23 protein-coding genes are annotated in these 25,236 nt (G+C 40.3%); all 23 read left to right on the forward strand.

The genetic code is table 11. The features are described from left to right. The 23 genes from pseI to NV381_RS14475 all read left to right on the forward strand — a co-directional run bounded on the left by pseI (position 1) and on the right by NV381_RS14475 (position 25,214). Entirely contained in the window at positions 1 to 1,053 is a 1,053-nt protein-coding gene (pseI, locus tag NV381_RS14365; protein WP_258213975.1) for a pseudaminic acid synthase, read from the forward strand. A 21-nt stretch (positions 1,054 to 1,074) separates the two neighbouring features. Further along, positions 1,075 to 2,022: a dTDP-glucose 4,6-dehydratase gene (locus NV381_RS14370; protein WP_258213976.1), complete on the forward strand. Its 948-nt coding sequence runs from the start codon at positions 1,075 to 1,077 to the stop codon at positions 2,020 to 2,022. A 35-nt stretch (positions 2,023 to 2,057) separates the two neighbouring features. Then, the gene (gene pseC, locus NV381_RS14375; protein WP_258213977.1) at positions 2,058 to 3,263 is read left to right on the forward strand and encodes a UDP-4-amino-4,6-dideoxy-N-acetyl-beta-L-altrosamine transaminase; all 1,206 of its coding nucleotides are present in this window, start codon (positions 2,058 to 2,060) and stop codon (positions 3,261 to 3,263) included. 55 nt (positions 3,264 to 3,318) lie between these two features. Then, complete coding sequence (locus NV381_RS14380) at positions 3,319 to 3,702, forward strand: flagellar protein FlaG (protein ID WP_258213978.1); 384 nt, start codon at positions 3,319 to 3,321, stop codon at positions 3,700 to 3,702. Positions 3,703 to 3,723: 21 nt separating this feature from the next. Continuing rightward, entirely contained in the window at positions 3,724 to 5,232 is a 1,509-nt protein-coding gene (gene fliD, locus NV381_RS14385) for a flagellar filament capping protein FliD (RefSeq protein ID WP_258213979.1), read from the forward strand. Between the two features lie 22 nt (positions 5,233 to 5,254). Beyond that, positions 5,255 to 5,656, forward strand: a complete 402-nt coding sequence (gene fliS / locus NV381_RS14390; protein WP_258213980.1) for a flagellar export chaperone FliS — start codon at positions 5,255 to 5,257, stop codon at positions 5,654 to 5,656. After that, positions 5,653 to 5,982, forward strand: a complete 330-nt coding sequence (locus tag NV381_RS14395) for a flagellar protein FliT (RefSeq protein WP_258213981.1) — start codon at positions 5,653 to 5,655, stop codon at positions 5,980 to 5,982. The genes fliS and NV381_RS14395 overlap by 4 nt, the downstream gene beginning before the upstream one ends. Before the next feature lie 23 nt (positions 5,983 to 6,005). Continuing rightward, entirely contained in the window at positions 6,006 to 6,191 is a 186-nt protein-coding gene (locus NV381_RS14400) for a hypothetical protein (RefSeq protein ID WP_258213982.1), read from the forward strand. Between the two features lie 398 nt (positions 6,192 to 6,589). Beyond that, on the forward strand, positions 6,590 to 6,787 hold the full coding sequence (locus NV381_RS14405) for a cold shock domain-containing protein (protein ID WP_133233880.1): 198 nt from the start codon (positions 6,590 to 6,592) through the stop codon (positions 6,785 to 6,787). A 197-nt stretch (positions 6,788 to 6,984) separates the two neighbouring features. Continuing rightward, the gene (gene hpf, locus NV381_RS14410) at positions 6,985 to 7,527 is read left to right on the forward strand and encodes a ribosome hibernation-promoting factor, HPF/YfiA family (RefSeq protein WP_258213983.1); all 543 of its coding nucleotides are present in this window, start codon (positions 6,985 to 6,987) and stop codon (positions 7,525 to 7,527) included. A 161-nt stretch (positions 7,528 to 7,688) separates the two neighbouring features. Then, complete coding sequence (secA, locus tag NV381_RS14415; RefSeq protein WP_258213984.1) at positions 7,689 to 10,196, forward strand: preprotein translocase subunit SecA; 2,508 nt, start codon at positions 7,689 to 7,691, stop codon at positions 10,194 to 10,196. A 115-nt stretch (positions 10,197 to 10,311) separates the two neighbouring features. Beyond that, a protein-coding gene (gene prfB, locus NV381_RS14420; RefSeq protein ID WP_258213985.1) for a peptide chain release factor 2 occupies positions 10,312 to 11,431 on the forward strand; the annotation gives its coding sequence in 2 pieces (ribosomal slippage) (positions 10,312 to 10,383 and positions 10,385 to 11,431; 1,119 coding nt in all). Positions 11,432 to 11,724: 293 nt separating this feature from the next. Then, positions 11,725 to 12,582, forward strand: a complete 858-nt coding sequence (locus tag NV381_RS14425) for a YitT family protein (protein WP_258214061.1) — start codon at positions 11,725 to 11,727, stop codon at positions 12,580 to 12,582. 204 nt (positions 12,583 to 12,786) lie between these two features. Then, the gene (locus NV381_RS14430) at positions 12,787 to 13,548 is read left to right on the forward strand and encodes a tyrosine-protein phosphatase (RefSeq protein ID WP_258213986.1); all 762 of its coding nucleotides are present in this window, start codon (positions 12,787 to 12,789) and stop codon (positions 13,546 to 13,548) included. A gap of 242 nt (positions 13,549 to 13,790) precedes the next feature. After that, on the forward strand, positions 13,791 to 16,205 hold the full coding sequence (locus NV381_RS14435) for an S-layer homology domain-containing protein (protein WP_258213987.1): 2,415 nt from the start codon (positions 13,791 to 13,793) through the stop codon (positions 16,203 to 16,205). A gap of 111 nt (positions 16,206 to 16,316) precedes the next feature. Continuing rightward, a complete protein-coding gene (locus NV381_RS14440; protein ID WP_258213988.1) occupies positions 16,317 to 17,078 on the forward strand; it encodes a YveK family protein in 762 nt (253 codons plus the stop codon). Beyond that, positions 17,059 to 17,748 carry a CpsD/CapB family tyrosine-protein kinase gene (locus tag NV381_RS14445; RefSeq protein WP_258213989.1) on the forward strand — a complete coding sequence of 230 codons (690 nt, stop codon included), beginning with the start codon at positions 17,059 to 17,061 and terminating at the stop codon, positions 17,746 to 17,748. Before NV381_RS14440 ends, NV381_RS14445 begins: the two co-directional genes overlap by 20 nt. A gap of 25 nt (positions 17,749 to 17,773) precedes the next feature. Beyond that, the gene (locus tag NV381_RS14450; RefSeq protein WP_258213990.1) at positions 17,774 to 19,597 is read left to right on the forward strand and encodes a polysaccharide biosynthesis protein; all 1,824 of its coding nucleotides are present in this window, start codon (positions 17,774 to 17,776) and stop codon (positions 19,595 to 19,597) included. Positions 19,598 to 19,740: 143 nt separating this feature from the next. Then, the gene (locus NV381_RS38205; RefSeq protein ID WP_308861871.1) at positions 19,741 to 20,202 is read left to right on the forward strand and encodes a DapH/DapD/GlmU-related protein; all 462 of its coding nucleotides are present in this window, start codon (positions 19,741 to 19,743) and stop codon (positions 20,200 to 20,202) included. 6 nt (positions 20,203 to 20,208) lie between these two features. After that, positions 20,209 to 21,645 carry a flippase gene (locus NV381_RS14460; protein WP_258213991.1) on the forward strand — a complete coding sequence of 479 codons (1,437 nt, stop codon included), beginning with the start codon at positions 20,209 to 20,211 and terminating at the stop codon, positions 21,643 to 21,645. Next, positions 21,642 to 22,781: a glycosyltransferase family 4 protein gene (locus NV381_RS14465; protein ID WP_258213992.1), complete on the forward strand. Its 1,140-nt coding sequence runs from the start codon at positions 21,642 to 21,644 to the stop codon at positions 22,779 to 22,781. The genes NV381_RS14460 and NV381_RS14465 overlap by 4 nt, the downstream gene beginning before the upstream one ends. Positions 22,782 to 22,801: 20 nt before the next feature. Then, entirely contained in the window at positions 22,802 to 24,196 is a 1,395-nt protein-coding gene (locus NV381_RS14470) for an O-antigen ligase family protein (RefSeq protein ID WP_258213993.1), read from the forward strand. Further along, a complete protein-coding gene (locus NV381_RS14475) occupies positions 24,183 to 25,214 on the forward strand; it encodes a glycosyltransferase family 4 protein (protein WP_258213994.1) in 1,032 nt (343 codons plus the stop codon). Before NV381_RS14470 ends, NV381_RS14475 begins: the two co-directional genes overlap by 14 nt. Positions 25,215 to 25,236: the final 22 nt, after the last annotated feature.

A 25,236-nucleotide genomic window follows, 5' to 3' on the forward strand; every position in this document is an offset into this window, starting at 1 on the left:
ATGACTGGTTTTCAAGTAACAAGTAAATATATCGGTGCCAATCATCCACCCCTCATCATAGCCGAAATGTCAGGCAATCACAACCAGTCGTTGGAACGCGCACTAGCGATTGTGGATGCCGCGGCGAAAGCAGGGGCGCACGCGCTGAAGCTGCAAACGTACACTGCAGATACGATGACGCTTAATCTAGCTGAGGGCGAGTTTTATATCGACGATCCGAATAGCCTGTGGAAGGGCAACTCTCTGCATGAGTTGTATCAGCAGGCGTACACCCCATGGGAGTGGCATAAGCCTATATTCGACCGATGTAGCGAACTTGGAATGATCGGATTTAGCACACCTTTTGACGAGACGGCTGTAGATTTTTTGGAATCGCTCAACGTTCCCATGTACAAGATCGCATCGTTTGAAAATACCGATATTCCGCTTATTCGCAAAGTGGCGGCTACAGGTAAACCTATGATCATCTCCACCGGGATGGCTACGGTAGCGGAATTGGATGAGACGGTACGCGCAGCAAGAGCTGTCGGATGTAAAGACTTGGTACTTTTGAAATGTACAAGCACATACCCTGCGACACCAGAAAATACGAACATTTTAACTATCCCGCATCTTAAAGAGCTGTTCCAATGTCAAGTTGGACTTTCCGACCATACGATGGGTGTTGGTGTTGCTGTTGCTAGTGTGGCACTCGGAGCTACCGTGATTGAAAAGCACTTCACACTTCGGCGCGCAGACGGTGGGGTCGATTCGACTTTTTCCATGGAGCCGGAAGAAATGCACTCGCTCGTGATCGAATCGGAAAGGGCATGGCAAGCATTAGGCCAAGTAAGCTATGGGCCAACGGAGAAGGAACGAGCATCATTGGTATTCCGCCGTTCCTTATATATCGCTCAAGATATGCAAGTAGGAGATAAGTTTACAGTAGAAAATCTTCGCGCCATACGACCAGGATTCGGCATGCCTCCTAAACATTATGAAGAGTTGCTTGGTAAAGTCATCAACAAAGATGTGAAAAAAGGAACTCCGCTTTCTTGGGACTTATTATTGTAATTTCAAGGGGGACATATCATAATGAACATTTTACTAACCGGTGGAGCGGGATTTATCGGCAGATGGGTCACCAAGCGCCTTCTTGATGATGGACAAAGCTTGACGATACTGGACGATTTGTCCAACGGCCGTAAGGAAAATCTAGATGAATTTGCCGGGCACCCCGGACTTAAGCGCTTCATAGAAGGCGATATCAAGAATGAGGCTCTTTTGACGGAGCTTTTTAACGAAACGGCTTTCGATATTTGTTATCATCTAGGAGCCTCTATTAATGTTCAGGATTCTATTGATGACCCTCGGACAACTTTTAATAACGACACGATAGGTACCTTCTATGTCATGGAACAATGCCGTAAACACAATACCAAAGTTGTCTTTATGAGTACTTGCATGGTGTATGACCGTTGTACAGATGAGACTGGAATTACGGAACTTCATCCGATCAAACCGGCATCGCCCTATGCTGGAGCTAAGATTGCCGCGGAGAATATGGTTCTCTCTTATTACTATGCTTACGGTTTACCTACGGTCGTGATTCGGCCTTTTAATACATATGGCCCATTTCAAAAAACAGGCGGCGAAGGTGGAGTCGTAGCTATCTTCATCAAGAATAAGCTTGCGGGTCTTGATGTGAACATCTATGGAGAAGGGACTCAGACAAGAGACCTGTTATATGTAGAGGATTGCGCAAGATTTGTTGTTGAAGCAGGATTCACGGATAAAGTGGATGGACAAATTGTAAATGCGGGACTAGGTAGAGATATAAGCGTTAATGACCTAGCCAAATTAATTATTGGTGATGAATCAAGAATTAAGCACGTTGAGCATATTCACCCACAGAGCGAGATTCAAAAACTCTTATGTAACTATAGCAAGGCAAAAGAGCTGCTTGGCTGGGAGCCAAAGGTTACTTTAGAAGAGGGCATAGCTCTGACAGAGAAATGGATTAAGACTAGCTATTTGATGTAATCCCGTAGGGGGATCACGAAACGGAGGCTCGGCATATGGAAAAGCTTGCGCTGCACGGAGGACAACCGGTCCGCAGTCAAATGCTGCAATACGGTCAACAGTGGATTAATGAAACAGATGTAGAAGCCGTGGTGAAAAGCCTAACGAGCGGTTATATCACGCAAGGCCCAGCGATAGAACTGTTTGAGAAGGCGGTTGCTGACTATGCAGGCGTGAAATATGCGGTAGCGTTCTCCAGTGGGACCGCAGCATTACATGGGGCTTGCTTTGCTGCTGGTATCGGTGAAGGCGATGAGGTTATCACGACTCCGATAACTTTTGTAGCAAGCAGCAACTGCGTTTTATATCAAGGGGGCAAGCCTGTATTTGCTGATATTGATGCCACTACCTACAATCTCTGTCCTCATGACACAGAGCGTAAGATTACGGAACATACGAAAGCAATCGTTGCAGTGGATTTTACCGGACAACCGGTACAGATGGAACGTTTTCGCGATTTGGCTAACCGACATGGACTCATTATTATTCAAGACGCTGCTCATTCGCTAGGTGCCCTATATGACGGGAAAAAGATCGGAACGCTTGCAGACATGACTATGTTTAGCTTTCATCCTCTGAAGCATGTGACAACCGCTGAGGGTGGGATGATCGTTACGGATAATGAGGAATTTTATCAAAAGCTCGTGCTGTTCCGCAGTCATGGCATAACTAAAGACCCTGAACTGCTGAATCAGAATGATGGACCGTGGTATTACGAAATGCAAGCGCTTGGCTATCACTACCGGATGACGGATCTGCAGGCATCGTTAGGCACTTCACAAATGAATAGACTAGATGAATTTGTAACCAGAAGAAGAGAAATTGCTGCGCTATATACAGAGGCATTTCGTGATATCCCGGGAATAGTTGTACCCTATCAGCTTGAAAAAGCCAATTCAAGTTGGCATTTATATGTTCTTCGTTTCGATAAGAAATCATATCCGGTCGGCAGAAAAGAGCTGTTTAATGCTTACCGTGCAGAAAATATAGGTGTTCATGTACACTATATTCCTGTGTATAATCAACCGTATTATCAAGAGCTGGGATATGCCCAAGGACAGTGTGCGAATGCGGAAAGCTATTATGAAGAAGCACTTACACTACCGTTGTTTCCCAAAATGACGGATCAAGATGTTCAGGATGTCATAGATGCAACGAAAAAAATAGTTGGGTCTTTTAGGAAAAATCCGGTTTCTATCTAATAATATCCATTTTTTATTCCGATATACTTGTATAAAGGATGTTGGAGGGATGAGCATGGAAGCAAATTTCAATACAACAGGGACGGTAAATCAAGGAGTCGCGACTAGCATTCCAGTTAGAACTGAGAAAGCGACGACAGAATCGGTGGCACCAGCGGTTCAGAGCTTGAGAGAAATGAAGACGGCTGAGTACAAGGGAGAGCATATCCCTATAAGTGAGGAACAACTTATTAAAGCGATTGATAGAGCCATTAAAGCGGCAGAGGGCAGTGCTACATCCTTGGAGTTCTCCATTCATGCACAAACCAAGCAAATTATGGTGAAGGTACTGGAGAAAGACACGGGAAGAGTGATTCGCGAAATTCCGCCGGAGAAGACTATGGATATGGTAGCAAATCTGTGGAAAATGGCTGGCATTCTTGTAGATGAAAAAAGATAAAAGTCAGGTAGGTGAGCATTTATGGTTATGCGTATTAGTGGATTGTCCAGCGGCTTCGATACGGATGGAACTGTAACTAAACTGATGCAGGCCAAGCGAGTGCCCTTAGACAAGTTAGGCCAAAAGAAGCAAACCGTTGAATGGCAAAGGGATGCTTATCGGGAAATTAATACGAAGGTTACAGAGTTTCGTAACACTAAGCTTTTTAACTTCAAGGCGGAAAGCACCTTTAATGCCAAAACAGTTACCATAACAGGAAATACGGATGCAGTTACGGCAAAGGGAACGGCGAGTGCGATAAACACCAATCTTTTGATTAAAGTTGATGGTCTGGCAGTTGCGGCATCCAAGGTTAGTGAAGATACAATTACGACAGATGGCTTCAACCCTACTGCAACGTTAGCAAGTCAAAGTGCCAAATTTGTAAATTCCCCCGTAACAGGTAATTATTCGATAAAGATTAATGGAACGCAAATTTCTGTAGATTCTTCGAAAGACTCTTTGAACGATGTTATTTCAAAAATAAACAAGAATACGAATGTAACCGCGTTTTATGACTCTGCTGAGAAAAAGATTTCTTTCATGTCTAACGCCACTGGGAAAACAAATGGAGCAGACGGTAAAGGGGATGTCATCACATTTGAAGGTAGCTTGCTTACTGATGTTTTCAAAGTCAACACAAACCAAGCTACTGGTCGTATTGCGGGTGCCGATGCACAGGTTACAATTAATGGGCTAAGTACCACCCGTACCAGTAACGTATTCACCTTCAATGGTGTTGAAGTTACACTCAAAAAATCCGGAGGATCCGTTTCAACAATCAGCACCAAGCCGGACACAGACAAGATAGTGGAGTCGATCAAGAGCTTTATTTCCGATTACAATGATATCCTCAAAATCGTAAATGATAAGAGTACCGAAACTAAAAACTCGGATTACGCACCATTGACAGACGCACAGAAAGAAGCGCTCTCTGAGAAGCAAATTGAAAGCTGGGAAAACAAAGCTAAGGCCGGACTTCTACGTAATGATCCTATCCTTGCAAGCATAACCCGCACCTTGCGATCTAATATTTCGGCTATCGTTGATTCAGGATCCAGTAAATATAACTCGCTAGCTTCCATTGGTATTGATACGGGTCAATATTTTGAAAACGGGAAGTTATATTTAAATAATGAGACCAAGCTCCGTGAAGCGATTGAGGCTAATCCAGAAGCGGTGAAAGCAATATTTACTGGAGATGCTACGGATGATAATCCAGCCAAAGCAGGGGTCGGTGAAAGATTATACAGCCAGTTAAATACTGGACTTACTTCGCTGACAACGAAAGCCGGTCTTGCTAATATTTCTTATGATGACAGTCTATTGTCGAAACAAATTTCACTTATAGCTAAAGACATGACAGTCATGCAAAAACGACTGGCTACTATTGAAGACAATTATTATAAGCAGTTTTCAGCTATGGAGACGGCTTTAGATAAATTGAACTCCCAAGGCTCACAATTGATAAGCCAAATGGCAGGTAAATAAGGATGTAGAAGGAGGCCATCTAATGATTAATAACCCACAGGCCAATAAGTATTTAGAAAATGCCATCCAGACTGCTTCGCCGGCTCAATTATTAATCATGCTGTGCGATGGTGCTATCCGTTTTAGCAAGCTCGCTATCCAAGATATACAGAAGCAGCAGTACGTAGAAGCGAATTTGCATATAAACAAAGTTCAGGATATTATTAATGAATTTATCATCACACTTGATAACTCGTCTCCAGTGGCTGAAGGCTTATTAAGGCTATATGATTATTTTCTCTACAGGTTGCTTCAAGCGAACACTAAGAAAGAAGTTGAACCTATAGAAGAGGTTATACAATACTTTGTAGAGTTAAAAGAAACGTGGATTCAAGCTGCGAAAGCTAGCAATGCGGTGCGCCCAACGGCAGGGACACAAGCATGAGCAAGGCGGAAGGAATTCTGCTGCAGGTTGAAGCATTGACTTACCAGATGGTTCAAAATCTGGAGTTTGCAGATTATCACGACTTATCTGAATTTGTTTTTGAGCGAGAAAGGCTTCTTGCGGAAATTAAAGAGGAGCCTCTAGCTGAATACGAGCCGAGAATCAACCAAATCCTTGACCAGGATAAACTGATAGGCGCTAGAATGATGGTGGTTAAGGAAGAAGCTCAGAAAGCGATTGACAAGTTTCAAACTGCGGATAAATACAAACAGGCTTATGATAAGGACTATACACTGGATAGTGTTTTATTCAATAGAAGAAAGTAATTAGTTGCGGAGGGTGAGGATAAATGAGTTTTAATATTGGCGGAACGCCAGTCAAAGGTGTTGTGGTTAATGCTATTGAAATAGGTAAATCAAATGCAGAACAGGTGGTCAATCAGCAAATCAAAGAAGTGCTCAACGACCCCGCCAAAAATACTCGTACTATGCAGCAGCCGTCAGGCCTAAGTTCATTTATGGATATTAAAATCTAAGCTTCCCAATTAAACACTTACCAACAACACCGTACAAACAGGTTTGTGCGGTTTTTTGTTGTGTCCATTATTGAAAATTATTACAACCTTTATTGGGAATACATTCTCAAAACCATCACTTATATCCCATCATTTTGTGCATAAGCCTTGTTTGCCCTGTGGACAATGTGGATAACTCTGTGCACAACTCTTTTGAAAACATCGATGTAAGCTTGCTAGAAGGGCGTTTTTACCTGTGAATTAGTTATTAAGATGATGTTAATACTTGAATTTTCTAAATATTTGGCTAACAATGGGTGGAGATAATTGACATTCTTAATTTGGGGATGATATATTCAAAATGTGGGCTCAGCCCTTATTCCAATTGATTTTATTTGATAATGAAGGGAATGTTTGGCATGCAAGGTAAAGTGAAATGGTTCAACGCAGAAAAGGGTTACGGTTTCATTGAGCGCGAAGACGGAGGGGATGTATTTGTACATTTCTCTGCGATTCAAACAGAAGGCTTCAAGACATTGGAAGAAGGTCAGTCCGTTGAGTTTGATATCGTAGAAGGCGCACGCGGACCGCAAGCTGCTAACGTTACCAAATTATAATTATTCGGTAATTTCGGCAATATTTTGCCCTAATGGTATAGAAGCTTGAACGCTACAGCACCCTGGTTTTTCCGGGGTGATTTTTTTTGTTCACTAAATTGATAGAAAATTCTGAAATATGACAAAAAATAATAGAGGATTTTTGAAGGTGGTTGGGGAATATAGTATACTAGGTACATGAAAGGAGGAGAAGTACAATGAAATTCAACATTCGCGGAGAAAATATCGAGGTTACAGAGGCATTAAGAGACTATGTTGAGAAAAAGCTGACTAAGCTGGAAAGGTACTTTGAAGCTCCCCCCACTTCTGAAGTGTATGTAACGTTAAGCGTGATTAAAGGAATGCAAACCGTCGAGGTGACGATTCCATTAACAGGAGTCATGCTCCGCGCGGAAGAGAAGAATAATGATATGTATGCATCAATTGATCTGGTATGCGACAAACTAGAGAGGCAGATAAGGAAGCACAAGACCAAGGTAAATCGGAAGATACGCCAAGAAGGCGGTATTCGTGATATATTGAAAGTGGACACCCCCGTCCAATTTGAAGAAGATGATGATTATGAACTGGTAAGAACCAAGAGCTTCACACTCAAACCAATGGACATTGAAGAAGCGATTCTGCAGATGAACATGGTGGGACACAGCTTCTTCGTATTTTCGAATATGTTGACGGAGCAGGTTAATGTGGTTTACAAACGACAAGACGGCAAATACGGCCTTATAGAACCCGCCAAATAAATTAGGACATACAGGAGCTTGCCTAACCGGCGGCTCCTTTTTAGGTATAAAGGAAGGCAAATGGCAGAAAGATATAGCAGACAGCATCACAGTTCTTGCGACTCTTGTCGCAAACTGCTACAATTTAAGGCAAACCGTTCTTATAAAAGGGAGATGAGCCCATGTTAGGACTCGTTAAGAAAATATTCGGAGATTCCAACGAGCGTGAAATAAAGCGCTTGATGAGAACCGTCGAAGCTATCAATGAGCTGGAGTCGTCCGTTACGGGGTTATCGGATGAAGAGCTTCGTAACAAAACTGTGGAGTTTCGCGAGCGTTTAGAGAAGGATGAGACGCTGGATGATCTGCTGCCAGAAGCATTTGCAGTAGTGCGTGAAGCCTCCAAGCGGGTATTGGGTAAGCGGCATTATGATGTACAGCTGGTCGGCGGTATGGTGCTTCATGAAGGCCGAATCGCTGAGATGAGAACCGGTGAAGGGAAGACTTTGGTCGGAACTCTGCCAGTCTATTTAAACGCGTTGTTAGGCAAAGGGGTACATGTAGTTACAGTCAATGACTACTTGGCCCAACGGGATAGCGCGGAGATGGGAAGAATCTATGAGTTCCTGGGCATGACTGTAGGCGTTAACTTGAATAACTTGGAGCATCCTCAGAAGCAGGCGGCTTATTCTTGTGATATTACTTACGGAACCAATAACGAATTCGGATTCGATTATTTGCGCGACAACATGGTTATGTATAAAGAGCAAATGGTGCAGCGTCCATTGTATTTCGCGGTCATAGATGAGGTGGACTCCATCTTGGTCGATGAAGCGAGAACACCGCTCATTATTTCGGGACAAGCCGCCAAATCAACAGATATGTATTATCAGGCGGATCGTTTCGTGAGCCGGTTGAAGGATGAAGAAGATTACACCATCGATATCAAAATGAGGTCTACCACGTTAACTGAAGCGGGTGTTACGAAAGCCGAGGAAGCATTCGGCATCGAGAACTTGTTCGACCATGCTAATGTGACGATAAACCATCATATTACACAGGCTCTAAAAGCTCATGTTATTATGAAACGCGATGTGGACTATGTTGTTCAAGACGAAGAAGTTGTCATTGTAGACGAGTTTACAGGACGTCTGATGACGGGTCGCCGTTACAGCGAAGGCTTGCACCAAGCTATTGAAGCGAAAGAGCGTTTGCAGGTACAGAATGAATCCATGACGCTCGCAACGATCACGTTCCAGAACTACTTCCGGATGTATCGTAAGCTTTCCGGTATGACGGGTACAGCGAAGACGGAAGAAGAAGAGTTCAAGAAGATCTACGGGCTTGAGGTTATCGTTGTACCTACGAATCGCCCAATGATTCGTCAAGACAACCCGGATATCGTTTATAAATCGGTCAACAGCAAATTCCGCTCGGTAGTGGAGGAGATTGTAAAACGGCATCAGAATAATCAGCCGGTGCTGGTAGGTACAGTATCCATTGAGAATTCCGAGCGTTTATCTGAAATGCTGAAGCGTAAAGGTGTACAGCATAAAGTGTTGAATGCCAAGTACCATGCGGAAGAGGCAGAAATTGTCTCACGTGCAGGTCAGCCAGGCGCAGTGACGATTGCTACGAATATGGCGGGCCGCGGTACGGATATTGTTCTGGGTGAAGGTGTACATGATGCTGGCGGGCTGCATATTATAGGTACGGAGCGGCATGAAAGCCGCCGGATCGATAATCAGCTGCGCGGTCGTGCAGGCCGTCAAGGAGATCCGGGATCCTCACAGTTCTATCTGTCGATGGAAGATGAATTGATGCGCCGTTTCGGTGCCGAGAATATCATGGGCATGATGGACCGTCTGGGCTTCGAGGAAGATCAACCCATTGAGAGCAAGCTGATCTCGAAAGCCGTTGAGTCGGCACAGAAGCGTGTGGAAGGCAATAACTTTGATGTACGTAAAGTTGTTCTCCAGTATGATGATGTGATGAACCAGCAGCGTGAAATTATTTATAAGCAGCGTCGTGAGGTTATGGAATCCGAAAATATCCGTGATATTACACTGGGCATGATAATGCCTGTAGTAGAACGGATTGTCGAAGCGCATTGCCCGGCAGATTTAGTACCGGAAGAATGGGATTTGCAGGCGATTATTGATTATGCTAACGGAACATTCCTTCATGAAGGGCAGTTAACCGCAGATGAGCTGTGGGGCAAGGAAAAGGAAGAAATCGTCCAGCAGATCAAAGATCTTGTAATGCGTACGTATGAAGAGCGGGAGCAAGCAATCAGCGAAGAATTTATGCGTGAGTTCGAGAAGGTTGTCGTGCTTCGTGCGGTTGACTCCAAATGGATGGATCATATCGATGCGATGGACCAGCTTCGCCAAGGAATTCATTTGCGCGCTTACGGCGGTACCGATCCTTTGAGGGAATATCAGTTTGAGGGCTTCGAGATGTTCCAGGAAATGATTCAAAGCATCCAAGAGGAAGTTGCTACGTATATTATGAAAGCTCACGTAGAAGCGAATCTGGAGCGTCAGCCGGTGATTGAAGCTGATATGACTGTCACTGATGGTGAGCCAGCTCCCAAAAAACCGGTTGTAAATGAAGACCGAATCGGACGCAACGATTTATGTCCATGCGGTAGCGGCAAGAAATACAAGCAATGTCATGGTGAAGCTTAAGCAAGATCATGTATTGTATGAGGTCTGGAGGGTAGCCGGTGAAGTGTTGCCGGCCCCTTTTCGTATAACCGGAAAGTATAATTGCAATCTTGTGAATAATTAGGGAGTGGTCGGAATGTTGGATCCGGATGTGAAGCATGATTTACGAGAAACGGCTAAACGGTTAGCTGAGCTTAGGGGGTCTCTTTGACTTAGATCTGAAGCTGGAGCAAATCGCTAACTTTGAGGAAAAGATGGCGGCGCCGGATTTCTGGGATGACAATGAGGAAGCGCAAAAGGTCATCGCAGATATGAACGCTGTCAAAGGCGGTGTCGATCAAATTCAGGCGTTCTCGGCAGAATACGAGGATTTGGAGATGATGGCCGAGCTTGTTCAGGAGGAATTCGATGACAGTATGGCCGCGGACATTAAGCAGGGCATTAAAGCCCTGGTGGCTAAGCTTGAAAACTTCGAGCTGCAGCTGCTGCTTAGTCAGCCTTATGACAAGCTCAATGCGATCCTTGAGCTGCATCCGGGAGCGGGCGGTACCGAGTCGCAGGACTGGGCGGAGATGCTGCTTCGTATGTATCGGAGATGGGCGGAGAAGCGAGACTTCAAAGTCGAGGTGCTCGACTATTTGCCGGGTGACGAAGCAGGCGTGAAAAGTGTGACGCTGCTAATCAAGGGGTACAACGCCTACGGTTATCTGAAGGCTGAGAAGGGCGTGCACCGATTGGTGCGCATATCCCCCTTCGATGCATCGGGTCGCCGCCACACCTCCTTCGTATCCTGCGATATCATGCCCGAAATCGATGATGACGTGGAAGTGGATATTCGTACGGAGGATTTGAAGGTAGATACTTATCGAGCAAGCGGCGCCGGCGGACAGCACATCAATACCACGGACTCTGCGGTACGGATTACACATATGCCAACAGGAGTTGTCGTAAGTTGTCAGACCGAGCGCTCGCAGATCAAAAACCGTGAACGTGCCATGAAGATGCTTCGTTCCAAGCTTTACGAGAGGAAGATCGAAGAGAACCTGAAACATCTTGCCGAGATACGCGGCGAGGTATCGGATATCGCATGGGGCAGCCAAATACGCTCCTACGTGTTCCATCCGTACAGCATGGTTAAGGATCACCGGACTTTAGCAGAAACCGGGAATGTTGGTGCTGTAATGGACGGCGATTTGGATACATTCATCGATGCTTATTTGAGGCAGCAAATCAAACCCGAATCTTCGGAATCCTAGTTATACGGCACGTTTTATTGAATAGACAAACTCGCTCTTTCCTTGAATGGACGGCGCAATCGTTTATCCTCAGTTCATAATTTTAGTCTTTCAAGCAAATCCTACATGTAATGTCTAAACACATACCGCTAATCATAGGAATAGAGGGATAAGCCTCTGTAACTTGCAGCGCGCTATGTGTACGGGGCATCCGCATGTGGGATTTTTTTCGTGCAAGCTATTATGTACTGTACTGGGTATAAACGAAGGGGAGCGAGCCGCCTGTGAACGGTAAAAAGAAGCGAAACCAAAGCTTGAACCAGAATCACCGCACTCATTGGTACAGTGAATATATATTGCTGTTGCTTGGATCTTTGTTAATTGCAACAAGCTTTAATATGTTTCTAAATCCGAACAAGATTGCTTCCGGAGGGACTACAGGAATAAGTATCATAATCCGACAATTATTCGGGATAGAGCCGGCACTTACACAATGGGCCCTTAATATCCCTTTATTTTTAGTCGGTTTGTGGCTGCTCGGACGAAAATTCGGAGCAAAGACGGCAGTCGGATCCGTATTACTTCCGTTATTGGTTTTGCTTACTAGAGGGCTCCCCTCTTTAACAGACAATTTATTGCTGGCGAGTATTTATGGAGGTATTTTGATTGGAATCGGGCTCGGACTTGTTTTTCGGGGAAAAGGCTCAACAGGCGGACTAGACTTGGCTGCACAACTGGTGCATAGGTTTACGGGTATGAGCTTGGGGTTAGCTGTGGCCATGCTGGACGGAATGGTTATTTTGGCCGCGGGAATAGTTTTGTCACCTGAGAAAGCGTTATATGCGCTGATTGGTCTGTTCGTAACGAGTAAAACGATCAATGTCGTGCAAATTGGGTTCAACTATTCGAAGGTTGCTTTTATTATCTCGGGGCAGGCGGAAGTTATTAAGCAAGTCATTCTAACTGAGCTGGATCGAGGGGTAACTATGCTGCAGGCGACAGGCGGATATACGGGAGAAGCTAGAATGGTGCTGATGGTTGTCGTTGGGCAGACAGAGGTAAGTCGGTTGAAAGAGCTGGTGAAGGCGACGGATCCGGGAGCTTTTGTCATTTTGAGCGATACGAATGAGGTGCTAGGGGAAGGCTTTAAAATTCACGGTCAAATAACATAAAAAATCTACACTTCATTACTTGGCACTAATGGTCTATATAAAAACAAGTGGGTTTCATGTAGAATTATGAGTGTTTTAGTGCTTTATTATCATAATTTAGTCAAAAATATGTCAAATTTCACAGAATTATAGTTTTTTTATGTAGTATGATAGTACTTAGTATGGTTATATGTTTTTGTTGATTTGTTAAAGGAGCAGTAGAATATGATTGATATTCATTCACATCTTCTCCCCGGCATTGATGACGGCGCGTCTGATCTGGATGAGACGATTCGTATGGCTAAAATGGCTGTAGAGGAGGGAATTCATACAATAATTTGTACGCCACATCATGCGAATGGCCAATATATGAATCCTGGCGATGGTGTTAATGGATTGGTAAAAGAGGTTCAAATTGTCCTTCAAGAGAACAATATTCCTCTTACGATTTATCCAGGGCAAGAGATTCGTATCAATTTGGATTTTATAGACTCTTATAACGCGAAAGATATCATCTCATTGCATGAATCTAATTACATATTAGTAGAATTCCCATCCAGAGACATACCTAAGTATACCGAGGAATTGTTCCATGAACTACGTGTTCTGGGAATGACTCCTATCATTGCACATCCGGAAAGAAATGCAGAGATTGCTTCCGATCCGTCCAAGCTCGTTCGGTTAATTCAGTTGGGGGCGCTTGCTCAGGTGACCAGCCATTCCATTAATGGGCTGTTTGGCGCCAAAATCCAGAAATTAGCCATAAATATGTGCAAGCAGCAGCTGGTTCATTTTATATCATCAGACGCTCACAATTCGACAAAACGTGCTTTTGGATTACAAGCAGCTTATTTCAGCATTAACTCTCAGATCGGAAAGCAGCAAGTAGCCTACTATCAGATGAATGCAGAAAAGCTGGTTCGCAATGAGAGAGTAGAAACGGTAGTGCCTATTTGGAAGCGGCCCAAGAAATGGTGGTTCTTTTAAAATTTGGCTGGGATATAAAGAAAATTTTGCTATATTTTTTCCATATTTAATGGTATATTTTTGTCGAATCTATTAAAATGCTTGTAAACTTGATTCGACAGAATCTGTTATATTATGTTATATTTTAAAAGTTACTAAATTATGGGTATTTTTACATTGCGGATAATTGTTGGATATGTCTTGAAAATCAGTCTAGCAATGTAGATGCTTAGTATAATAAAAGTGAGAGAGGAATGACATTTATGAAGAAAAAGGTAATGGCGTCAACCTTATCAGCTAGTTTGGTTATTGGTTCTATTATGGGTTTACCGCTTAGCAGCTCTGGGGTTTTGGAGAAGGTTGGTATAAGCAAGGCTTATGCGGCTACTCCAGGCTTAGAGAATATTACGAATGAATTAGTCAACATACATAGCTTCTTGTGGAGCGAAGATGAAAAAGCTCCGATTCGCGCTGTACGCGATAATTTAGCTGGGTTGACTGATGTTAGTCTTGTGTCGGAAATTACGGATGCGATTGATGTTAAAATAGGTTCTAACACGAATACATACGATAAACTAACACATGCAAATATTTTGAAGCTCTTCAGCAGCTTGGGCTTGTTCTTCAATACTTCCAGTACTGAACTGACGAATGCATTGAACGATCCTGAAATTCGCGCGATTCTTGGCCAACTGGCTCAATTGTCCGGAACTACTCTGGATGCATTGAGCGTACAGGATGCGGCAGACTTTGCACTAGCAGTTAATGCAGCTATATCCGCACAGCTTGGTGCCAAAAGTTTTGTGGAGCTAGGTCTAATCGCCACTAGTCAGCAGTTGATGAAGGAAGAAATTAAGACAGCCATCACAACCGTAGTTGCTGGAAATAATAAGTTGAGCGTCGTTTTCCGTAACTTGGATATTCAAGCAGGGGATGTTTCAGCAGTTGCCAGCAAAATCATGGACGTAGCAGATGATGCGCAGCGCTCAGGAACAACGATGATAGCCCTTGCACTTCTTCGCTCAAAAGTAGTTGTTGCACAAACTGGGGAGTATCCTTCAAATTCCAGATCACAAGCTTATACAGTTACTGTTTTAGGTAAAACAATGCCGGATGTTCTAACACTAATTACTGATGTCTCAACTGGTACAGTTAAATACGAATCCGGTAGAATTGTTCTTAGCATGACTGCCAATGGTACACAAACCGGGCAAATTACTGGTACAATCAACGCTCCTACAACTCGCCTGGATGGGAAGCTGTTGTTCAAGAAGAATGTATCCTTAAGTTATTTTGTAAGTAATAGTGGTGGTAGTAGTAATAATAGTGGCAGTTCGCCTAATGGTGGAGGGCCTGCTCCTAGTACAGGATCGGGATCTGAAGGAAATAAAGCTATCAGTGATTTGAAAAGTGCTATAGAAAATGCAACCGGAGCTGCTAAGGATCAATTGCTGCAGCAAGCTAAGGCTGCTACAGAAGATGCTATCTCCAAGATTGCCAAAATTGACGTGTCCTCTGTTGTAACAGTGGCGGACGATAAGGCTATTGCCAAGTTGGATGTAACTGCTTTGGTGAAGCAGATCAGTGATATCAATGCAGAAGTGAAGAAGCTGACCGATGCCTTGAAAGAGCTTGATCCTAACGCGCCAAAAGCAAAAGTCGAATTGTCCTTTGATTTCGGTTCGATAAGTGCGAGTAAGATAGAGCTGCCAGTAGCCAAGGAAATTCTGGATGCTGCTAAATCTAACGGTGCGGATAGAATTGGCTTGAAGTTCAATGGTCTGACTGTATCGTTAGCGCCAAGTGCATTTACAGCAACAACTTCACTGAATATAGAGAAGAAGGCTGTGACTGAGGCAACTGATGTTACGAAGTTGCCTGTAGCATCCGATGTGTATGAAATTAACTTTACTTCAAACGGTGCACCATTGAATAATCTCTCAGTACCTGTAGAGCTGAGCCTTCCTGTTGGAGATGTTTCGAAGTTTGATGTAGAGAAGCTTACACTAGCCAAAATTATTGACGGTAAACTGCAAATCTTCGTTGGTAAATATAACGCTAAGGATAATCAGCTTCAGGCTAAACGCAGCAGCTTCTCGACCTACACAGTTGTAGAAAACAATGTTGTATTTAACGACACAGCATCGGTTAAAGAATGGGCAGGACGCCAAATTGAAGTAGCGGCTGCTAAAGGAATTTTGGAAGGACGAGCTGCAGGTGAATTTGTACCAAACGGAACTGTAACTCGTGCAGAATTCGCTAAGCTTATCGTGAACACATTTGGCTTGGAGAACCCAACTGCAACCGAAAGCTTTGATGATGTGAATGATTCCGATTGGTTCAAGCCTTATGTTGCGGCAGCTGTGAAGAGCGGATTGGTTAATGGCCGTACCGATACGAAGTTTGACCCGAATGGAAAGATAACTCGTGCAGAAATGGCAACGATCGCTGCGCGTGCTCTAACAAGTGTTAATCAATTAAATCCAGTGAGTGATGTGAACGGAGCATTAAAAGGCTTTAGCGATGCAAGCTCCATTAATGAATCATTGAAAGCGGGAGTTGCACTTTCGGCAGCACAAGGAATTATCGTTGGTGAAGCGGATGGTACGTTCAACCCTAACTCCGATTCCACTCGTGCTCAGGCAGCTGTAATCATCTATCGTCTACTCAATAAATAAAAAAATATTAAACATAAGATACCTCCTCTTCTGAATAAACAAAAGGGGGGGTATGCTTCTTGTTTACAAGATGTATTCTGAATATTTGTCACGATTGAATGGAGGATAATAATGGAACTGGATCTGAGAGACTATATTCGGATCATCAGGAAAAGGATCTGGCTAGTTATCATATTTGTACTGGTAGCAACCTTATCTACAGGAGTTGTCAGCTTCTTCTTTTTGACACCTGTCTATGAGGCTTCGACAAAGTTAATAGTAAATAAATCGAATGAACGCCAAGGGATGGAGCAAGTAGACATTAATTCTATCAACTTAAATCTGCGTTTAATAGATACATACAAAGAAGTTATTAAGACACCCCGAATTATGGATAAGGTGGAGAAAGATTACCCGCAGTTTGGGCTTACGGCAAGGGAATTGATCCGCAAGGTACAAGTAAGCTCGGTGAATAACACACAGGTAATGACACTAGCCGTTCAAGATCCTTCGTATGAAAAGGCGGCGAGTATTGTTAATGCCGTTTCACGTGTATTTCAAAATGAGATCCCGTTAATTATGAAGGTAGACAACGTATCCTTGTTGAATGAAGCGGATGTTGAGGAACGAGCACTACCCGTAAAGCCGAACAAAATACTTAATATTGCAATCAGTTTCGTTGTGTCATTGATGCTTGCGGTTGGTATTGCCTTTCTGATTGAGTATCTGGACGACACGATTAAGACGGAAGAAGATATTACTAAAGTACTAGAGCTTCCGACTCTAGCTATGATTGCCCGAATTAAAGAAGAAGACCTGATTAATGAAAGATCATCCTCATCATTAACCAAACTACAGGCAGGTGAAGCATCTCGTGTTACTGTCAACGAATAGCCGCCCACTTATAACTCATGAGAACCCTAAATCACCCATATCAGAGGCTTATCGGACGCTCAGAACCAATATCCAGTTTTCGGCTATAGATGAAGAGCTCCGAGTTCTTATGGTTACCTCTGCAGGCCCCGGGGAAGGGAAATCTACTACCATCACCAATTTAGCCGTTGTCTACGCCCAGTCTGACAAGCGGGTAGTCCTCATAGATGCAGATTTGCGCAAGCCGACCATGCATCATACATTCAATTGTACAAACCGTTGGGGAATCACGAGTGTTCTTTCCGGACAAGCCAATCTGTCTGAGGTAGTTAGGACAACAGCTATTCCTAACTTATCTATCATCACTTCAGGACCCATACCGCCTAACCCTTCTGAAATGCTAGCTTCTAAGAGAATGGTTGCTACCCTGGAGGAGCTTAAGGAACAATTTGACATTATATTAATTGATACACCACCAGCGTTAGCTGTTACAGATGCCCAAATCGTTGCTTCCAAATGCGATGGCGTTGTTCTGGTTATGGACTCTGGTAAAGTAAAACGTGAGATGGCATTGAAAGCCAAAGCCAATTTAGAGTATGTAAAGGCAAGAATTCTTGGTGTCGTTCTTAACAATATGGATCGCAAAAATGCGGAATCCTATTATTATTACTACTACGGAACCAAGGAGTAGTTGAGGCTGATTACGGGGGATGGATATGAGTTACGAGAAGCGAATTTCGCTGTTAATATTTATGGATATGTTGATTGTTTGGATTAGTATATATACCTCTTATTTACTTCGTTTCGATGGCCATATCCATCCCAATTATGTAAATCAGATATTATTGTACGGGATCATTTCAACATTAACCTGTATGATTAGTATGCGTTTTTTTAAGCTCTATAACCGGATATGGCAGTACGCAAGCATAGGTGAAATGATAGCCATATTTAAAGCTGTAACCCTTGGTGTAGTGGTAGCTTATATAACCGTGTATGCTGTAACTTTTACTAGAGTTCCTATTGCTGTTGTTCTTCGGAATTACGAGACACTATTGTTGTGCATAGCTGGTTCCCGATTTGCGTGGAGAATAGTTAGGGATAGACTGTATATCGCAAAGGGGAAGCATCAACGGAAAACCCTCATTTATGGAGCGGGTGACTGTGGGGCTCTTATTGCCAAAGAAATGCTCAATAATCACGATGCAGAGCTCCGTCCAATAGCGTTCATCGATGATGATCCGAGTAAACACAAGCAGCGCATTATGAATCTGCCGGTAATCGGATCTAGATCGAGTATTGTTGAAGCAGTTGAGAAGCTAGAGATTGAAGAAATAATTATTACCATACCGTCCCTTTCGAGGAAAGAAGCATCGGAAATTATTGACGTCTGCAAAATGACAAAGGCTAAGCTAAAAATGATACCAAGAATCAATGATTTAATTGATGGAAAAGTAACGGTTAATGAAATAAGAGATGTGGATGTGGAGGATTTGCTTGGTCGGGACCAAGTGAAGCTAGATCTTGAGGGAATTGCCACCTATGTTAAACATAAAACCGTTTTAATCACGGGTGCGGGCGGATCCATCGGTTCCGAATTATGTCGACAAATCGCGCCATTTCATCCAAAGCGGCTTCTGTTGCTAGGTCATGGCGAGAACAGTATATATACGATTGAGATGGAGATGAGAAGAACGTTTCCAGATCTGCAGTTAGAAACTATCATCGCTGATATTCAAGATACTGAACGGATAAATGAAGTATTTTCTACATACCGACCGGAGGTTGTTTTCCATGCAGCGGCTCATAAGCATGTTCCTCTAATGGAGCGTAATCCAGCCGAAGCGGTTAAGAATAATGTGTTCGGAACTAAGAATGTGGCTGAGGCAGCAGATCGATTCGGCAGTGAAAGATTCGTGCTAATTTCTTCCGATAAGGCAGTTAATCCAACAAGTATCATGGGCACAACCAAGCGGATAGCAGAAATGTTGATTCAATCCCTTGATAAAGCTAGTAGGACGAAATTCGTTGCTGTAAGATTCGGAAATGTACTAGGAAGTCGCGGTAGCGTTATTCCACGCTTCAAGGAACAAATTGTCATGGGAGGGCCGGTCACGGTAACTCACCCAGACATGATTCGCTATTTCATGACAATTCCAGAAGCAGTGCAGTTAGTTGTTCAAGCGGGTGCATATGCAGAAGGTGGAGAGATATTTATCCTTGACATGGGTGCTCCAGTTAGAATACTTCAATTGGCTGAAGACTTGATTCGGTTCTCTGGTTTTGAACCTTACGAAGATATAGATATTGAATTTAGCGGAATTCGCCCTGGAGAGAAAATGTTCGAAGAATTACTTACGAACGAAGAGGGATTGAGTTCTACCAAACATGATCGGATATTTATTGGTAAACCTGTGACAATAAATAGAACTGAATTAGAGTCTGAGATTAAGAAGTTAGAGAAGGTTTTGTCTGGGGATCAGAGTAAGTTAACAGAGGAATTAAAACATATCGTTCCTACATATTTGTATGTTTCATAAGAGGAATAGATGGATCTTTAGAGTTATGCTTTTATCTAAGGCCCCTAAGGAAAGATTAATTAATCTCTTAATTATTCGTCAATTAAATCGGCAACATATTCATAATGGTATAATATAAATATTTTAAACAGGTGGAATATAATATGAACGCAATAAATTTTTATCGAATTGCTAACAGAATATATAGATTGGGGATTCCTGTCGTACCAAAATTAATTATGAATGTTGCTTTTATTCTATTTAACTGTTATATCCCACCTAGTGCAAATATTGAAGAAAAAGTCAGGTTAGGTTATGGTGGAATGGGAATTGTGATAAGTAGATTTTGCAAAATAGGAAGCGGGACTTTTATCTCACAACAAGTTACAATAGGCGGTGCTGGAAGTCCTAATAACAATGGCGCACCCACCATTGGTTCAAATGTATATATTGGGAGTGGTGCAAAGATTCTTGGCGGAGTAGTTATAGGTAATAATGCAGTTATCGGTTCAAACGCTGTTGTGGTAAAAGATGTTGAGTCCGATTGTGTTGTAGGGGGAGTTCCGGCTAAAGTGCTCAAACGGGGGATAAATATTGAATTGTATATGCCTAAAGGTGGCGAATAAGAAATAATGTTTGAAACTAGATTGCGGTTAAATATACTTTATTCTATTTCTTCTAAGTTAATAAGTTTTCCGCTTTCATTTTTTAGTTTTATATTACTAGCAAGATATTTAGGAGAAACTGCACTAGGAGAATATAATTTTGCTTTTAGTTTGACTGTTATTTTCAAGATATTAATTGATTTGGGATTCTCAGGGCTTCTACCAAGAGAAATATCGATAAACAAAGAACATACAATGGAAATTCTAAAAAAGGTTACTTTAATTAAATGTATAACATCTTTTATATTTCTTATATTATTTTATTTTTTTCTACTGTCGTTAGATTTAAATAAGGACTTATTTTTAATAAGTTATTTTTTCAGTATCTATACAATTACATTCTCACTTTCATCAACAACTGATGCTATTCTCCATGGATTAGAAAAAATAAAAAGTTATTCAATAATTTCAGTTCTGTCAAGAATTGTTGAGTTCATATTAGTGCTTGTATTTATATGTTCAACTAAAAGTCTATATTTTATTTGTTTAAGTATGTGCATTGGTAATATACTTAGGTTTTTTCTATCATATATAGTTATTAAAAGGAGCGAGGCTTTTAAAGTTAGTTTAACTAAACAACCATCTCTTTCTAATAAACAATTAGTATCAGGTGCCTTACCATTTTTAATTGGAATGGGTTTGTTGGATTTCTACAATAAAATTGATGTAATAATGCTTTCAAAAATAATGAACGTTGCAGAGGTTGGTTTTTATTCTGCTTCTTATAGAATTATAGAATTACCATTAATCATCCCCGGTGTAATAATGTCTGTGTTGTATCCTGCATTTTCTAAGTTGTATGTTGATGGTGATTTATTTGGGTTTATTAAGAAGAATGAATTGATTATCAAATTCTTAGTTGTAGTTGGTTTTTTTGCATTAAATGTCTTATTTTTTTTCAATGAAAAAATTATACTAATGTTATATGGTGAAAAATATATGCCCTCAATTAATATACTAAAAGTATTATCTCCATATTTACTATTATCATTCCTAAACATTGCATATGGATATATATTCAAGGCCATAGGTAAAGAGAAGATATGGATGATAGTTAGTATTGGTTCATTAATATTGAATATTATTTTGAATTGGGTTTTTATTCATAGGTTTGGCACTATAGGTGCAGCTTATTCCACAATAATAGCAGAGTTTGTTGTAATAACTTTATATATTTATCTCTTGAGAAAAACTATTAAATTTAATAAGATCGCTGTAGTTATAGTATTAAATAGCCTACTTTTTGTTGTCAGCCTATTATTGGAACAATATTATGGAAATAAGTATTTGTGTCTATTGGTGATAAGTTATTACTTTATTTTAATTGTGTTAAAGAATCCAATATATCGTATAAATTTTAATAGGATACTTAATTTGATAAGAAATCGGAGAGATAGTATTTGAAGGTCTTGTTTATTTCACACTCAAATGTTATTAAAACATATCAGCATAAGATATCTATAATATCTGAAAATGCTGATGTAGAGATACTATTGGTTGTTCCAAAAGAGTACAAAGAAAATTTGAATATTATAAGGGGAGAGGCACTGAATAATAATTATAAATTCAAAGCCTTAAATGCTGTTTTCGGAAGATCAGGGCGGCAGCATTTTCATTTTTACCCAAAACTGTTTAATGTATTGCTCAAATTTAAGCCTGATATTATCCATTTAGAAGAAGAACCAAGGAGCCTTATAACAGCTCTCACCATTTTTTTGTCAAAAATTCTAAGATTAAAAGCTAAAGTAATCTTCTATACTGCACTAAATATCAAAACTGATTGGAAAGAACGGTACAAGATAATAAATATAAGAAGACATGTTTACAGTATATGCCAATGGTACTCATTTAAACATTCGGATATTGGAATTGCAATAACGGATGAAGCAGGAAAAGTACTACATGATATGGGATTTGCAAAACAGATTGAGGTTATATCTGAAAATTGCGGAGTGAATCTTGAGCAATATAAAAGAAAAAAAGAACGTAAGGACACAAAAATAACAAGGATAGGGTTTGTAGGACGTCTTGAGTATTTGAAGGGATTGCATATCTTATTAGAAGCAATTTCAAAATTGGAGATCCCATTCCAATTGACAATAATCGGGGGCGGAGACAAGGAAAAGTACATTAAAATAAGTAAAAAGTTAAATCTAGAAAAACATATAATTTGGAAAGACCACGTTCCACATGAAATGATGTGCGATGTATACGAAAATATAGATATTCTAGTTCTGCCTTCAATTACTACGAAATATGTTAAGGAACAATTTGGTAGAGTGCTAGTTGAAGCTATGGCTTCAGGTGTGCCAGTTATAGGAAGTAATTCTGGTGGTATTCCTTATGTTATTGGAGATGCTGGATTAATATTTGAGGAGAACAATGTTGATGAGTTAAAAGAATGTATTGAAATTATTTCTTTGAAGGAAGGAATGTGGGAAATTCTTTCAGAAAAAGGTTTTGCAAGAGTAAAAGATAACTTTACTAACTATTCAATCGCGCAAAAGCTATCCAAAATATACAAGGAGTTAACGGAATAATTATAAAAGGGAGCAGTTACATGTATTTAGATATGCGTGGGGGTACATCACTTACGGTAAAAGCGTGTTTCTTTATATTAACTATGATAACCTCGGTAGTTTGCACATTTTTCCCTTATTATTCACTGGTAATTTTAAGTTTTGTATTATTAATACTATTAATTTTATTGATTGATTCTAGTAAATTTTCATTTGTTGTAATATTTCTTTTGCCATTCTCATTTCAATATGCAATTCAAGGGGTGCAGGCTTTAGGTATAGATTTTCCAACACATATTTTGATTGTTTTTTTACTTTTTAAAAAAATATATGAACATAAGGATAAAAAGATTATTGTATCCAAAAAGGATTTATTGGTGCTTATATTTTTTTTATTTTCTTTACTTATATCTTTAGTGAATAGTCAAAATATTTATGTTACTTTAAAGGCAATTTTAAGATATTCTATTTATTTTTTCACAATTTTTCTTTGCTTCAGCGACATTTCAATGAAAAGAGATAACTTAAAGAAACTAACCTGGGTTATTATAAGTTCTATGCTTTTGCTTTCAATTTATTGTTTCTATAATTTAATAATCGTAGGGTTTGATTTGAATAGAAGTAATGAAATAGGCGATCCTTTTTTTTTGGAGAGAGGCTCATTAGCAGCATTTTTATCTTTTGGCTTGACAATTTCTTTTTCCTTAGTTTTATACAAAAAAAGCAAATTTATACAAATTTTCTTTGTAATGATATGTTTGTGGTTTTCGTTTATTATAATTATTACACAGACGAGAGGTGCTTGGCTTGGAATAATTGGTTTTATTGTACTGCATTTAATAATAGAAAGGAAACGGATTTCTAAGAGTTTATTAACAATCTTTTTATTAACTTCGGTTGTAAGTATTTTATTATTTAAGTTAGGACTATTAGATTCTTTCTTTCACAGATTTGACTCGATAAATAATATAAGCACTGACGGTTCTAATATCGAGCGATTAAATCGATGGATAGCAGCATTTAATATGTTTAAAGATCACCCTATTATTGGTCTTGGGTTCCAAACTTATAATGATAATTATTTTAGTTATAGAGATTATAACTATAGTACTGGTCTACAATCTGAAATGACAATGGGAGCACACAGTGAATATTTGAAATTGTTAGCTGAAACGGGAATAATAGGAGCATTAGTTTTTATATATATAATTTGGATAACATTAAAACGAGGATTCTTATTGAGTGAAATGATGGGTAGAACTTTTGAAGGTTTAGTTGTAAGAGGTTTTTTATATGGCTTTTTAACATATGTAATCCACGGCTCAGTTAATAACTTTTTACAAAAGGACAAAATATCTATTATGTTTTTTCTTGCTTTTACAATTATTTCATCATTTGAGCGAATTATAAGGAGTCAATATAATGAGAAATCTTAATATTATATTTGGGTCATGTCAAGCAGTCTCCTTATATGGAGATGCAGGTGGGATCCGAAACGAAATAGTGAGCAAATTAAATTCAATACAAGCTATAGGTCATAATGTGCAATTATTCAATCAATGGGAAAAATACAATTTTAAGAATATTGATATATTTCATATATTTGCAGCTGATTTCAGAACATATATTTTAGCAAAAGAGATGAGGAATATAAAAAACATTAAGTTGGTGATATCCCCCATAATAGATAAAACCTTATCAAATTTTACTATACGATTACTAAACAAATCAACGAGTATGATTCCTAAACTCTATACCAATCTTGGAGTTTCCCAAGAAATGTGTCAAATTGCTGACCTAGTAATTGTTAGATCTGATGAAGAGTACGAGAGAGTAACCGAAGCTTTTAATATCGCCCCCTCAAAAGTCAAAATTGTTCCCAATTATGTTGATGAAAAGTTTAAGTACGGAAAAGGAGATCTATTCATTAAAGAGTACGGAATTAAGGATTTTTTATTGACAGTAGGACAAATAGGAAATCCTAGAAAAAATCATTTGCGATTAATTCAAGCTGCAGGAGCCTTGGGAGTGCAGTTGGTAATTATTGGGACGATACTTAATAATTCATATGCAAAAAAGTGTATTGAAGAGGCGAGACGATTTCCCAATATTAAAGTTTTCGATTATGTTGATGAACACATATTACTTTCAGCCTATGCCGCTTGTAATACATTTATTCTTCCTTCAACTATGGAAGGAACAGGTCTTGCCGGGCTCGAGGCTGGTCTTGCCGGTGCGAATGTTATTATGACAATGAACGGTGGTACAAAATATCATTTTGGAAATTGTGTCGAATATGTAAATCCATTCTCGGTGGATTCTATAAAACATGTTATTAAATTAAACTTTGGAAAGCCGAAAAGTGAATTATTAAAAAATCATATTCTTAATCATTTTACAGTAGATAAAATAGGTAAGTTACTTGAAGGGAATTATTTTTCATTACTAAGATGATCAGGGTTTAGATTTTAGAGAA

It is taken from the genome of Paenibacillus radicis (ex Xue et al. 2023), assembly GCF_024722015.1.
Classification (GTDB): Bacteria; Bacillota; Bacilli; order Paenibacillales; family NBRC-103111; genus Paenibacillus_S.

Coding starts and splice junctions, on each gene's coding strand:
- pseI (WP_258213975.1), top strand. CDS start 1: ATGACTGGTTTTCAAGTAACAAGTAAATATATCGGTGCCAATCATCCA.
- NV381_RS14370 (WP_258213976.1), top strand. CDS start 1,075: ATGAACATTTTACTAACCGGTGGAGCGGGATTTATCGGCAGATGGGTC.
- pseC (WP_258213977.1), top strand. CDS start 2,058: ATGGAAAAGCTTGCGCTGCACGGAGGACAACCGGTCCGCAGTCAAATG.
- NV381_RS14380 (WP_258213978.1), top strand. CDS start 3,319: ATGGAAGCAAATTTCAATACAACAGGGACGGTAAATCAAGGAGTCGCG.
- fliD (WP_258213979.1), top strand. CDS start 3,724: ATGGTTATGCGTATTAGTGGATTGTCCAGCGGCTTCGATACGGATGGA.
- fliS (WP_258213980.1), top strand. CDS start 5,255: ATGATTAATAACCCACAGGCCAATAAGTATTTAGAAAATGCCATCCAG.
- NV381_RS14395 (WP_258213981.1), top strand. CDS start 5,653: ATGAGCAAGGCGGAAGGAATTCTGCTGCAGGTTGAAGCATTGACTTAC.
- NV381_RS14400 (WP_258213982.1), top strand. CDS start 6,006: ATGAGTTTTAATATTGGCGGAACGCCAGTCAAAGGTGTTGTGGTTAAT.
- NV381_RS14405 (WP_133233880.1), top strand. CDS start 6,590: ATGCAAGGTAAAGTGAAATGGTTCAACGCAGAAAAGGGTTACGGTTTC.
- hpf (WP_258213983.1), top strand. CDS start 6,985: ATGAAATTCAACATTCGCGGAGAAAATATCGAGGTTACAGAGGCATTA.
- secA (WP_258213984.1), top strand. CDS start 7,689: ATGTTAGGACTCGTTAAGAAAATATTCGGAGATTCCAACGAGCGTGAA.
- NV381_RS14430 (WP_258213986.1), top strand. CDS start 12,787: ATGATTGATATTCATTCACATCTTCTCCCCGGCATTGATGACGGCGCG.
- NV381_RS14435 (WP_258213987.1), top strand. CDS start 13,791: ATGAAGAAAAAGGTAATGGCGTCAACCTTATCAGCTAGTTTGGTTATT.
- NV381_RS14440 (WP_258213988.1), top strand. CDS start 16,317: ATGGAACTGGATCTGAGAGACTATATTCGGATCATCAGGAAAAGGATC.
- NV381_RS14450 (WP_258213990.1), top strand. CDS start 17,774: ATGAGTTACGAGAAGCGAATTTCGCTGTTAATATTTATGGATATGTTG.
- NV381_RS38205 (WP_308861871.1), top strand. CDS start 19,741: ATGAACGCAATAAATTTTTATCGAATTGCTAACAGAATATATAGATTG.
- NV381_RS14460 (WP_258213991.1), top strand. CDS start 20,209: ATGTTTGAAACTAGATTGCGGTTAAATATACTTTATTCTATTTCTTCT.
- NV381_RS14470 (WP_258213993.1), top strand. CDS start 22,802: ATGTATTTAGATATGCGTGGGGGTACATCACTTACGGTAAAAGCGTGT.
- NV381_RS14475 (WP_258213994.1), top strand. CDS start 24,183: ATGAGAAATCTTAATATTATATTTGGGTCATGTCAAGCAGTCTCCTTA.